The organism is Gardnerella piotii (genome assembly GCF_003397585.1).
Lineage (GTDB): Bacteria > Actinomycetota > Actinomycetes > Actinomycetales > Bifidobacteriaceae > Bifidobacterium > Bifidobacterium piotii.
This window is the reverse complement of record NZ_QJUV01000001.1, coordinates 611945-624547: the sequence shown is the minus strand read 5'-3', so window position 1 is coordinate 624547 and position 12603 is coordinate 611945. Positions and strand designations below refer to the sequence as shown.

Here is a 12603-nt window from a genome sequence, read left to right as displayed (position 1 = left end):
ATTCTTTACTGTATTACCTGTACACTTTTAAGTAGTGGGTTTAATACGCGTATAAGGGATTTACTACATGAGTGAAGTTCAAGCGCAACTGGGAATGTGTGTTGAAAATCGCTATCGCATAGTTAAAAAGATAGCGGAAGGTGGCATGGCCACTGTTTATAAAGCGCAAGATGAGCGTCTTAATCGCCCTGTTGCGCTTAAAATCATGCATACTCAGCTTGCTCAAGGAATCCACCGAGAACAATTTATTGCAAGGTTCCGCAGAGAAGCAACTTCTGCAGCGTCAATCGCAAATCCGCATATTGTTCAAGTTTACGATACTGGCGAGTTTGAAGGACTTGACTACTTAGTTATGGAATATGTTCATGGCGTAAATCTTAGATACGAGATGAACAAATACGGTACTTTTAGTGTAAAAGATACTTTGCGCGTGTTAGCTCAGACTTTAGATGGCCTTGCATCCGCACACCTTGCTGGCGTTGTACACAGAGATATTAAGCCAGAAAACATTTTGATTAACGACCGCGGAAACGTGCAAATCACCGATTTTGGACTTGCGCGTGCAATTTCTCAAGCAACTCTTTCTTCTACGGGTCTTCTTCTTGGAACTGCCGCATACCTTGCTCCAGAAATGATTGAGAAGAATCTTGCGACCCCTCAAGGAGATTTATATTCCGCAGGAATGATGGCTTGGGAAATGCTTGCTGGCAGAGTTCCTTTTAACGCGGATAATCCAGTAACTCTTGTTTTTAAGCATGTTCACGAAGACACTCCTTCTATAAAAACTGTTTGCAAAGATATCAATTCTTCGGTTGCTGATTTTCTTAGTTCGATTACTGCTCGAGAAATGGAAAAAAGACCAAGTGACGCTTCTAAAGCGCTTAATATTTTAAGAAGCGTGTGCTCTGGCTTAAGCGAAGAAGAGTGGCAATATAAGTTTGAAGTAGATTTAGACGCAGAAAATCAACCTCTTGAAGACTCAATAATCGCAAACAAGATTGAAGATAAAAACTCTAATCTAAAATCTCAAATACCGCTTCCGCCTAGCTTGAATAACAATACTTTGAGTGAAAATACTTTGAGTGATTCTGATTCGTCTAATGATGCATTGGCAAACAACACGCTTGCTAGTAACACGATTGCGAACACAGAAAAGCTAAATAAGACTACAAACATAGATAAAACTACAGACATAGATAAAACAGCTGATATTGACGCAACTCAAGCATTATCTACATTATCTACAAAAAGCTCCGATTTTAATGAAGTCTCTTCAAACTATTCAACTTCAACGAATAGCAATCCTCTAGAAGACTTTAACGATAACAATATGCTCACTGTTACAATGCGCGCACCGCAATTTATTAGTGAACGATTAAAAGCTAAAAGAAATAAGTCTAATAATGCAAACGACAATGGCAAAAAAACGCGTAAAAACATTATTATTATATCTGCAAGTTGCGCAGCGATCGCAGCAGCCGCAGTAGCATTTGGCGCGTACTGGTACTATTTAGGCCCTGGAAGCTATTGGTCTTTACCAAAACCAAACACGCAAGAATGCGCATCCCAAAGTGCATGCAAAATAACAAACGTTCCGTGGGCAGACTACGAGCGCACTCTTAAAATATCTAATATTCCTTATTCCGTTTCTAAAGACTTTAGCGACAACATACCCGAAGGAAACATTATTTTCACTAATCCAGATTTTAGTGGCAGCAAAATCTCTAAGCGAAATAATGGCCGCGTTAAAATTGTTGTTTCAAAAGGCGTACGCAAGTCAACCATTCCAGAAGATATTATAGATCCAACTTCCAACGCTGGAAAAGATCCTATAAAAGCATTAAAAAAGGCAGGATTTACTTCTATTACGCATAAACCAAGCGAAGACATTTATTCTTTGGAAATTCCTAAAGGATGCGTTGTTGAGATTTCGCCAACTCCTGGAATGCAAATGAATCACAATAAAAATATTACTGTGATTCTTTCTAAGGGGCCAATGCCTGTTTCTATGCCAGACGTTGTTAATCTTACAAAAGAAGAAGCAGATAAGGCGTTTAACGAAGCAAAATTAGTTCCAAACTACAGCGAAGAATTTAATGACAAAGTAGAAAAAGGCAAGATTATTAGCGCGTCCGTGCAAAAAGGAACGCAAATGCATTGGGGAGATAAACTCGATGTTGTTGTTTCTAAGGGACCAAAGACTATAACAATGCCAGATGTGCGCAATAAGAACGCTAATGAAGCTAGAAGAATACTTGAATCGCTTGGACTAAAAGTTAATATTTCTGCGCCTTTGGGCGATCTTATGCACACTGTTAGGTTCCAATCCGCAGCTCCTGGGTCTCAAGTTAGAGTTCTAGACGAAAGCGGAAATCCAACAACAGTAACGTTGACGATTATTTAGCTTAACGATTATTCGCTTTTGCTTGCGACTCTTCTAGCATGCGCTTTTTAACAGTTTGCGCATATTCGTCAACGTACTCTTGACCGCTCATTTGTTGGATTGCTTTTGTTACTTTATTAGTAAGATCTCGAAGAATATCGTGCGTAATTTCTTCTGGACTCATCTTGCTAACTTCAATCGGCTTTCCGTAAATCGCCTTAGTATTGCCCTTTGCAGGCATAATCTGGCCATGTTTTTGAAGTTCGCGAGTGCCAATAATCGCAACTGGAACAATCGGGCTTCCTGTTTCTAGAGCTAATCTTGCAGCGCCAGAATGACCCTTATATAGCTTTCCATCTGGGCTTCTTGTTCCTTCAATGTGAATTCCAAAAAGTTGACCTTTTTCTAGGATTTCTTTAGCATGATTCAGCGCACCAAGCGATTTTGATCCGCCAGAACGATCCACTGGAAACACGCCAACAGACGTAAACCACCACTTTTTAAAGCGGCCCTTTAACCCTTTGCCTTCAAAATACTCAGCTTTTCCCATAAAATGAATCATGCGCGGGCATGTAAGAGGCAAAAGCGCATCGTCAATAACAGCAAGATGATTTGCTGCAATAATCGCTCCGCCTGTTTTAGGAATATTGTTGACTCCTTGAGCAGTAGGATGAATCCTTAAGCGAGCAATGAATCCAAACCCCTTTACAAAGAACCAATACAACATGCTAATCCCCATTCTAGCAAGATTCACAAAATAGCATTCAAACTATCAAGCAGACTTGCTACAGTATAATTCATGACTTCTTCTAAGAATACCAACTCCCATAACCGTTTGTACAATAACGAAAACAGCAATGGTGACGATTCGTTTAGTCAAAACTTTAACGACGACTGGTCTCAATTCGTTAGCGAGCACAAAAAAGATTTTAATGATTTAGAAAAGTCTAAAAGCGCAAAAATCTTTAGAAAACGCATTAATCAAGCTGCAGAACCATTAAGAAACATAGCATTTAGCACTAAACCTGGTCCAAGAGATAACACAACATCAAGCTGGCTCGATGTTGATAAAACAATGGACGAATACGGAGACGACTTTGTTGCTCCAAACCCCCATTTTAAGAACGTTTCCATTACCCTTGTAGTTTTATGGAGCGTGTTTGTTTTGGGCGTTCTAGGCATGATTTTGAGCGTTCTAGTGCCATATTTTGCGATTTACACTGGCTCTGTTAGTGCTTTCCTATTTTTGATTGGTGGCGCAGGCCTACTTATGAGCAGAAAAAAGGACAATACTTCTAGCGAAGACTATAGCGATTTTGGAAAAGGCGCGCGAGTTTAGGTGTATTCGAGCAAAAAGAAAAGAATGAGGCTGATGCATTAACACCAGCCTCATTTTTATTAGACGTTTACTTTATAAAACGTTAACTTTAATCCTCATTTTGACCGTGGCAAAGCTTGTACTTTCTGCCAGATCCGCATGGGCATTCGTCGTTCTTATTTGTTCCAGGGAACGTACGACCATCGGCCCAAGGAGTCTTCCACTCCTCCGCCTTTGGACGCTTGCTTAATGGAACTTCGCCTTCTGCATGGCTCATAGGAGCAGGACCGACGATTCCAGAATGCTCGTCTTCTTCTTGCTCTTCTTGCTCAATGCTTTCGTCAATGTAAGAATCATCTTGATTTTCTGTTTCTGCAACAATCTGCTCAAGATTCATGCGGAACAGAAGCTGAATAGACTCTTCCTTAATGGCCTCAATCATAGAGTTGTACATTTGGAAGCCTTCGCGTTGGTACTCAACCAAAGGATCTCGCTGACCCATACCGCGCAAGCCAATGCCATCCTTTAAGTAATCCATCTCGTAAAGATGTTCACGCCACTTTCTATCAAGAACAGCCAAAACAACTCTTCGCTCAAACTGACGCAAGCTATCGGAGCCCATTCGCTCTTCAAACACTGCGTAAATAGTTGTTACACTATCTACAATCGTGTCTCTTAAAGTATCAACAGCTTTTTGACCCTTAAGAGGCTCAATTTGCAAGCGAAGCTGATCCCAATCAACAATAATTGGCATAACTGCGTTCACAGCATCTTTAAGGCCTTCCCAATCCCAATCCTTAGGCTTGTCAGAACCGTTCATTGCTCCACGAACGTAGCTATCTGCAGTATCTTTAATAAACTTTAAGATATCTTCGTGAATATCTTCGCCCTTAAGAACAGCTTGACGTTCCGAATAGATAACCGTACGCTGCTTGTTCATAACGTCATCGTACTTCAAAACGTTCTTACGCATTTCAAAGTTACGAGCTTCAACAGTCTTTTGAGCCGTGCGCACGCCATTAGAAACATACTTAGATTCGATTGGTTCACCTTCTGGCAAGCCCTTAGCCATAACACGCGCAACAAGCTGAGTGTTGAACAAACGCATTAAGTCATCTTCCAAGCTTAGGTAGAAGCGCGATTCGCCAGGATCTCCCTGACGGCCAGAACGGCCTCTAAGCTGATTATCAATACGACGAGATTCGTGGCGCTCAGTGCCTAAAACATACAAGCCACCAAGCTTCTTAACTTCTTCGTGCTCGTCTTTAACTTGTTCCTTAACTTCTGCCAAAACGCCTGGCCAACGCTTCTCGTACTCTTCTGGAGTATCGTCTGGAGAATAGCCTTCTGCTTTAAGCTTTGCATCTGCCAAAAACTCAACGTTTCCGCCAAGCATAATATCTGTACCACGACCTGCCATGTTTGTAGCAACAGTCACAGCACCCTTACGACCTGCAACAGCAACAACAGCTGCTTCCTTAGCGTTTTGCTTAGCATTCAACACTTGATGAGGAATACGAGCAACATCCAAAAGTGAAGAAACGATTTCGGAAGATTCAACCGATGCAGTACCAAGCAAAACAGGCTGACCCTTTGCATGACGCTGAGCCACGTCTCGAACAATCGCAGCAAGCTTTTCCTTCTTAGTGCGGAAGATCAAATCATCCTTATCCATACGAATAACTGGACGGTTAGAAGGAATTGGAAGAACGCCAAGCTTGTATGTTCCCATAAACTCGGCAGCTTCCGTTTCTGCAGTACCAGTCATGCCAGCGAGCTTGTCGTACATGCGGAAGTAGTTTTGCAAAGTAATAGTTGCAAAAGTCTGATTTTCTGCTTTTACTTCCACATTTTCTTTAGCTTCAATCGCTTGATGCAAGCCTTCGCTATAACGACGACCTGGAAGAACACGGCCAGTGTGCTCGTCAACAATCAAAACTTCGCCATTAGTAACAACATAATCGCGATCAAGAAGGAACAATTCCTTAGCTTTCAAAGCATTGTTCAAGTAGCCAATCAAAGCAGTGTTGCTTGGCTCGTAAAGATTATCAATACCTAAATAATCTTCAATCTTTGCAATGCCTGGATCCAAAATACCAGCAGTCTTGCGCTTTTCGTCAATCTTGTAATCAACATCGCGATCAAGCTTTAGAACAAGCTTTGCAAACTCGCGATACCAACGCGTAACATCGCCTTCGGCAGGTCCCGAGATAATAAGTGGCGTACGAGCCTCATCAATAAGAATGGAATCAACCTCATCGACGATTGCATAGTGATGACCACGCTGAACAAGATCGCCCTTTTCCCAAGCCATGTTGTCTCGCAAATAGTCGAAGCCAAACTCGTTGTTTGTGCCATACGTAATATCTGCGTTGTATTGCTTCCTACGCTCTGGTGGCTGCTGATCTGTAATAATGCATCCAACGCTCATGCCAAGGAACCTGTAAATACGACCCATAAGCTCACTCTGGTAGCTAGCAAGATAGTCGTTAACAGTAACAACATGAACGCCCTTGCCTTCCAAAGCGTTCAAATAGCTAGGCAGTGTTGCAACGAGTGTTTTACCTTCACCAGTCTTCATTTCTGCAATATTGCCCCAATGCAATGCTGCACCGCCCATAAGCTGAACATCAAAGTGACGCTGACCAAGAGTACGCTTTGAAACTTCTCGCACTGTAGCAAAGGCTTCTGGCATTAAGTTATCAAGCTTCGCACCATTGTCTAACTTTTGCTTGAATTTTGCCGTTTGTCCTTTAAGTTCCTCGTCCGAAAGCGCAGAAATCTGATCTTCAAGCGCATTCACAGCCTTCGCAACGTTCTCAAGGCGCTTCAATTGACGGCCTTCACCCATGCGCAAGGCTTTATCAACGATATCTACCACGTTTAGCTCCCTTAGGTCGTGTCTATTATTCGGCTAGCCAATATAGACGTAAACTGTGCCTATATTACGCGACGGCTACGATTTTTGCAGCTCGCGAGTCCAAAACAGCGTATAAAATGCCCGCCTAGCTTATTACTAGACGGGCATTGAACTCATATTAGTTATTCTATTTACCTTTATTTGCTTTTATTCTTTTATTATTTCTTTACTGTTTTGTTACTTCTTTTTAGCAACATTTTCTGGAGTATCAATCTCAAACACACCATAACTCCATCCATGCCTACGGTATACAACCGATGGACGCATGGTTTCTTTATTCACAAACAGGAAGAAATCATGACCAATAAGTTCCATCTCGTACAATGCTTCATCAATGCTCATTGGCTCGGCAATGTGGAGCTTACGACGAATCACAATAGGAGTATCTCCAACACTCACCTCTACAGATTCGCCAGGACCTAAGTCGGAAGCAACCGCAGCATCTGCGCTATTTGTTCCATCTTCTTGAACAACTTCTTCAACAGTTGTTTCAACTTCTGGCTCTACAACACCCAAGTCAACTGGAACCATCTGCTCGTAGCCACGACGATGATCCTTGCGGCGATCTCTAGTTCTACGCAAGCGAAGCGTCAACTTATCTAACGCCATATCTAATGCACTGTATTGATCTGTGCTAGACGCCTCTGCGCGAATAACCGTACTTCCTGCAACTACAGTAATTTCAACTCTTTTTGCAGTATCTGCCTGCCTTGGATTGCCCTCAGTGTTAAGCACAATCTGAATGCGCTGAGCATCTGGAGCAATGGCGGTCACACGATTCATCTTGCTTTCTACAACGTCACGGAATCTTTGCTTAATTTGCGTATGACGTCCAGTGATGACGATTTCCATGCGAACCTCCTTAAGTAATCCGATATAAATCGGTTTGTGTACACGTCAACGGCACCAGCGCCGCTGATACATCCATTATATCCGCTAAAAGCCGCCATTTTCTAGCGAGTCGTAAAATATGCGCAAAATTAAAACGTCTGCTATAATTGGGAAGGTTGAGGTTTCACGATGACCGCGGCTGCAATGTTCATTCGGAGTAGCTGAGGAACTTCCGGGCTCCGTAGAGCACAATGGCGGATAACGTCCGCCCAGGGCAACCTGAGAGATAGCGCAACAGAGAATAGACCGCCTAAACTTTTGTTTAGGTAAGGGTGAAACGGCGGTGCAAGAGACCACCGGGCTTCTGGTAACAGTTAGCCGCATGGCAAGCCTCATTGGGAGCAAGGTCAAGCAGAAGGTGTTTAAGGGCTGCTCGCCTAAGTCTTCGGGTAGACTGCTAGAGTTTGGCGGTAACGTCAAATCGAGATGGATGGTCATCCGTGTGCATTTTGCACGCGACAAAACCCGGGGTATGTGAAACCTCACCTCAACTTTTGGATTTTATTTAAGACTTTTACTTTGGCTTTTACTTAAGACTTTTACTTAAGACTCTTTGGCGCAAAATCAAAGTCGCCATTTATTAAATCCGCTACCCCACAAGTTTTCATTCCAGCTAAACAAGCTGACTTTAGTGCTGAATCAGAATCCTCAAAAACAGTGCAATCGCCTGGTTTTACGCCAATTTGCTTTGCTAAGTCAACGTAAGTTTTAGGACTATTTTTTGCATTACTTTCTAAATCTTCTCCAAAAATCATCAAATCAAAGTAATCATACAAGTCCGTACGCTTTAATGCAGCAACGCATAAAGACTTAGAAAGAGTAGTTATAAGAACTAATTTCGCACCCGTTTTATGCAAATAATCAACGTAATTTTTAGCGCCTTTTCTAAGTGGCAAATGCTTTGAGTATGCGTTAAAAGCCATGTCTTGCCACTCTTTCATTAAATCTTCGGGAGAATCCGTAAAACCAAAACGCTCAATAACGTAATCCGCAACTTGGCGAGGAGTCATTGTGGCAGTGGAATCGGCAAAATCGAGCGGCACTTTAATACCGCGTTTAGCAAAACTCTCTTCGTCTATCTTGTCCCAAACGTCTAACGAGTCAAGCAAAGTTCCGTCAAAATCAAAAATCGCAGCACAATTTGAATTATCAACTAATGCATTTTCGCTCATATTATTAATCCTGATTATCTTTGATATTAACCCTATTATTCTGTTTTAGAAAAATCTGTTTTAATCCTGTTTATAAAATTACTTTTAATTAGCTTAAGATTCTTCATTAAACTTTACTATTTTCAAGCAATTCTTTTGCATGATCCAAAGATGCTTGCGATTGGCTTCCCGAAAGCATTCTTGCGATTTCGCTTTGGCGACTAATTTCATCTAATTTGCTAACAGTTGTATCTGCAAAGCTAGAATTCTCGCCAGAATCCGCACTAGGATCAGCTTCAGAATCCGCCGCGCTTTTAATCTTTTTTCTAACAACAAATTGAACGTTTGCAAAAGCTGCTACTTGAGCCAAATGCGTTACAACAATCACTTGTGAACTTTTAGCAAGCAAAGCCAAGCGCTTGCCTAACTCTACGGCTGCCACTCCGCCAACGCCAGCGTCAACTTCGTCGAAGATAAACGTCATTGATTGATTATTGCTGTGGTTAAACTTTGCAGCAACAAGCTCCATTGCAAGCATAAGCCTACTGAGCTCACCGCCAGAAGCACTACTGCCCATTGGCAAATAGTTAGATGCAGGGAAAGGCTTAAAAAGAAACTCAACACTATCTAAGCCGTGCACGTTTAAATCAAATTTTCCGTCCTTGTTTTTAGCGCTCTTAGAAACATTAATCAAAAGTTGCGCATCTGGCATAGATAGTGATTCAAGCTCTTTGCTAACCTCGTCGCTAAACTTTTCTGCAACAACTTTGCGCGTGTTATAAAGAACTTCGGCAAGGTTTTCAGCGTCTTTATAAGTCTTTTCGCACAAGTCTTTAGCGCGCGAAATAGCTTCTGGCGAATCATCCAAATCTTCAAGCTCAAATTGCGCTTTTTTAGCCCACTCTAAAACATCTGCGATTTGCGGACCCCATCTGCGCGTTAAATCGCTTAAATCGTGAATACGATTGTTAATAGCGTCTAAATCTTCCTGACTCTCGTCAACATCTAACTGCTGCGCAAGTTGCATAACAATGTCGGAAATTTGGGAAGAAATATCGTCAAGTTGATTTGCAATAGCGCTATAATCTCCGTCAACTCGAATCGAACGAATTGCCCTAGCAGCATTGTCTACCAAATGCAATGCGTCAACTGAATCTATTGCGCCATAGTCAATTTGACTTGCGTCCAACGAAGAGATTGCTTCGCTAATAGCTCCAACGATTTGAGCAGCGTTTTCTATGCGATCTCTTTTAGCTTTAAGATTTTCATCCTCATTTGGTTTTGGATCAACTTGGCGAATTTTTTCTAACGATTCGCGCAAGTAGTCTGCGCGCTGCCTAGAAGACGATTGCTGATTTATAAGTCGATTATAGGCTTCAACAGCATTTTGCCACTTATTAAACGCTGATTCATAGTCTTGTAGTTCTTTAGAATTGCACGAGATTGAATCCAAGAATTCACGCTGTTTTGCGGCGGTTGCTATGCGAAGCTGATCGCTTTGACCATGAATTGTTATTGTGTGCGAGCAAACACTTTCTAGCAATGATTTTGGAACAGAATAACCAGAGATTACAGCTCTTGATCTACCATTTTTTGGAACAGACCTAGATACGTAAACGTCTTCTTTAGAATCGTCATCTTCACATTCTTCGGCATTAATCCCAGATTCTTGCAATATTTGCGCAACATCGCTAGATTTTGACACAGAAAACACGCCTTGAGCCCACGACTCATTTGCAAAAGATGATACTTTTGCCAAATCTGCTTTTCCTCCAGATATAAGCTTTATAGCGCTTAAAAGCATGGACTTTCCAGCACCCGTTTCGCCAGTTATTGCAGTCATTCCTTTAGAAGGAGTAATAATGGCATTAGAAATTGGGCCTAAATTACGAATCTCAAGTTCTTCAAGCACAAATACCCCCTATAGGTTTAGATTATTAGGGACGATTGGATAATCCGCGTTACAATCCGCGTTACCATCCGCATTTTTTACGCCTACACCATCTTCATAATTTCTATCGGTTTCATTATGAAGATTTGCTTCATAAATCTTAGGTCTAGCGTCCACTTTTCGGCGATTTTCACGCCATCCAACAACTGGCAAATCAAACTTTGTGACTAATCTTTGTGTAAACGGAACTCCAGAAAGTCGCGCTAAAAGCAACTCATCTTTAGATTGCCTAATTTGAATCCTAGAACCTTGCGGCAAAGCTCTTTGACGCCTTCCATCGCAGCAAATCCACCCACCAGAAGATGATTCTTGCAAAATATCAATCGTAAAAGTAGATCCTGCTCCAATTATTAGCGGCCTAGAAAATAGTGCGTGCGCAGCCAAAGGAACCAGTTGCAAAGCCTCAACGTTTGGCCACATAATCGGGCCGCCTGCCGAAAACGCGTACGCAGTAGAACCAGTAGGCGTAGAAACAATCACGCCATCGCATCCAAAAGACGACATTTCAACATTGTCAACGCGAATCGAAAGCTCCACCATTCGCCCGCGATCTGCCCTATCTAAAGTAATATCGTTAAGCGCCCAATCACTTAAAGGCTCGCTGGCTCCAGGAAGCCAAACGTCTACATGCGCTTCCATTCTATGCTCTAAGAAATAGTCTTTTTGCGCAATTCTTCGCACAGCTTCATCTATCTGGAAGCTCTCAAATTCCGCCAAAAAACCAACATGCCCAAGGTTTATTCCAATTATTGGAACAGGAGTGCAATGCACCAATTCTGCAGCCTGAAGCATTGTGCCATCCCCACCTAGCACAACAACAATTTCCGTATTTTTATCTACTCCTTGAGCGATTTTTTGCGCAAAATCCGACACTGCAGCACTATGAAACACGCTAACATTAAAACCAGCGTTTTTAAGCTGAGTAGTAACTTGATTTACAACAGCACTGTTGCCATCAAGACGCGCATGCGTAACCACAAGAGCATTGCGAGAAGCAGAATCACCTTCTAAACGTTCTTGCATAGCACCCCCTTTGTAGCTATTTGTAGATTAATCGTAGCTTATTTACAGATTAATCGTAGCCTAATCGCAGCTTTACAAACATTAATAGTTATTGTAATTGTTGCACTACATATTGCGATATTGCGCGTAAAGAAGATACTCAACGTTCCCGTGAGTTCCCTCTATAGGAGATTCATGAGTTGCAATAACGCTTAAACAATTGTTTTTAGCGCATTCTTTAATATTTTCTAAGGCTTTAAGTCTTAGATTTTTATCTGTTACAATTCCGCGCTTGCCAAGATTTCCCTTGCCAACTTCAAATTGCGGTTTTACAAGAAGAACAATATTCGCGTTATTTTGCGCAATACGTGCAATTACTGGAATAACAAAGCTAAGAGATATAAAAGAGACGTCGGAGACTATAAGATTCGGCTTGTATGGCAAATCTTGAGCGTAAACATTTCTAATATTTACGCCACTCATTTCAATAACGCGCGGATTGCTTGCGATTTTTGGGTGCAATTGACCATGCCCAACGTCTAAAGCTATAACGCTATTGACGCCATTTTGCAGCAAATAATCGCAAAAACCGCCAGTGGAAGCGCCAATATCTAATGCTTTAGTACTTGAATCAACTTTTAAGCCCAAATTATCAAATAAGCGGAATGCGCCTTCGAGTTTTAGCGCTCCTCTAGAAACGTATTTAATGCAAGAATTTTCTTCTTTTGATTCGTCAAGGCTTATTTTTTGCGATTTTTTCACTAAAAATGACGATTTTTTAACAATACGATTATCTACTTTTACTACTCCAGACTTGATTAAGCGTTGAGATGTAGTTCTACTTTTTACTAAACTGCGATTTACAAGCGCACAGTCTAAGCGCTGAGCTAAATCATCTTCGTCTAGCATTAAAAACCTCGCTTAAAGTCTAAAGTCGCAAAATCGTATGCCGTAAATCGCAAACTGTAAGCAACAAATCACAATCCA

At 41.7% G+C, this 12603-nt stretch carries 9 protein-coding genes and 1 other RNA gene; 3 read left to right on the top strand and 7 right to left on the bottom strand.

The genetic code is table 11. The features are described from left to right. Window positions 1-67: 67 nt before the first annotated feature. On the top strand, window positions 68-2404 hold the full coding sequence (locus tag D0T20_RS02905) for a protein kinase domain-containing protein (protein WP_116438344.1): 2337 nt from the start codon (window positions 68-70) through the stop codon (window positions 2402-2404). A 1-nt stretch (window position 2405) separates the two neighbouring features. Here the strand turns inward: D0T20_RS02905 and D0T20_RS02900 are convergent, their stop codons facing one another. Beyond that, the gene (locus D0T20_RS02900; protein WP_116438343.1) at window positions 2406-3110 is read right to left on the bottom strand and encodes a lysophospholipid acyltransferase family protein; all 705 of its coding nucleotides are present in this window, start codon (window positions 3108-3110) and stop codon (window positions 2406-2408) included. A 72-nt stretch (window positions 3111-3182) separates the two neighbouring features. On the opposite strand from D0T20_RS02900, the gene D0T20_RS02895 reads away from it, so the two are divergent. Further along, window positions 3183-3722, top strand: a complete 540-nt coding sequence (locus tag D0T20_RS02895) for a hypothetical protein (protein WP_116438342.1) — start codon at window positions 3183-3185, stop codon at window positions 3720-3722. Window positions 3723-3810: 88 nt separating this feature from the next. Here the strand turns inward: D0T20_RS02895 and secA are convergent, their stop codons facing one another. Together secA and hpf are read right to left on the bottom strand one after the other, a co-directional pair. Then, window positions 3811-6582 (bottom strand): preprotein translocase subunit SecA, encoded by a 2772-nt coding sequence (gene secA, locus D0T20_RS02890; RefSeq protein ID WP_116438341.1) that lies wholly within the window; start codon window positions 6580-6582, stop codon window positions 3811-3813. A 216-nt stretch (window positions 6583-6798) separates the two neighbouring features. Beyond that, entirely contained in the window at window positions 6799-7473 is a 675-nt protein-coding gene (gene hpf, locus D0T20_RS02885; RefSeq protein ID WP_016635580.1) for a ribosome hibernation-promoting factor, HPF/YfiA family, read from the bottom strand. 156 nt (window positions 7474-7629) lie between these two features. On the opposite strand from hpf, the gene rnpB reads away from it, so the two are divergent. Continuing rightward, window positions 7630-8001: RNase P RNA component class A (rnpB, locus tag D0T20_RS02880), an RNA gene on the top strand. Between the two features lie 50 nt (window positions 8002-8051). Here rnpB and D0T20_RS02875 read toward each other — a convergent pair. The 4 genes from D0T20_RS02875 to D0T20_RS02860 form a co-directional block, all read right to left on the bottom strand. Next, window positions 8052-8684 (bottom strand): HAD family hydrolase, encoded by a 633-nt coding sequence (locus D0T20_RS02875; protein WP_116438340.1) that lies wholly within the window; start codon window positions 8682-8684, stop codon window positions 8052-8054. A 106-nt stretch (window positions 8685-8790) separates the two neighbouring features. Beyond that, entirely contained in the window at window positions 8791-10575 is a 1785-nt protein-coding gene (recN, locus tag D0T20_RS02870; protein WP_116438339.1) for a DNA repair protein RecN, read from the bottom strand. Between the two features lie 9 nt (window positions 10576-10584). Further along, window positions 10585-11637 carry an NAD kinase gene (locus D0T20_RS02865; protein WP_116438338.1) on the bottom strand — a complete coding sequence of 351 codons (1053 nt, stop codon included), beginning with the start codon at window positions 11635-11637 and terminating at the stop codon, window positions 10585-10587. 105 nt (window positions 11638-11742) lie between these two features. Beyond that, window positions 11743-12525, bottom strand: coding sequence for a TlyA family RNA methyltransferase (locus tag D0T20_RS02860; protein WP_116438337.1), 783 nt, complete (start codon window positions 12523-12525; stop codon window positions 11743-11745). Between the last annotated feature and the right edge of the window lie 78 nt (window positions 12526-12603).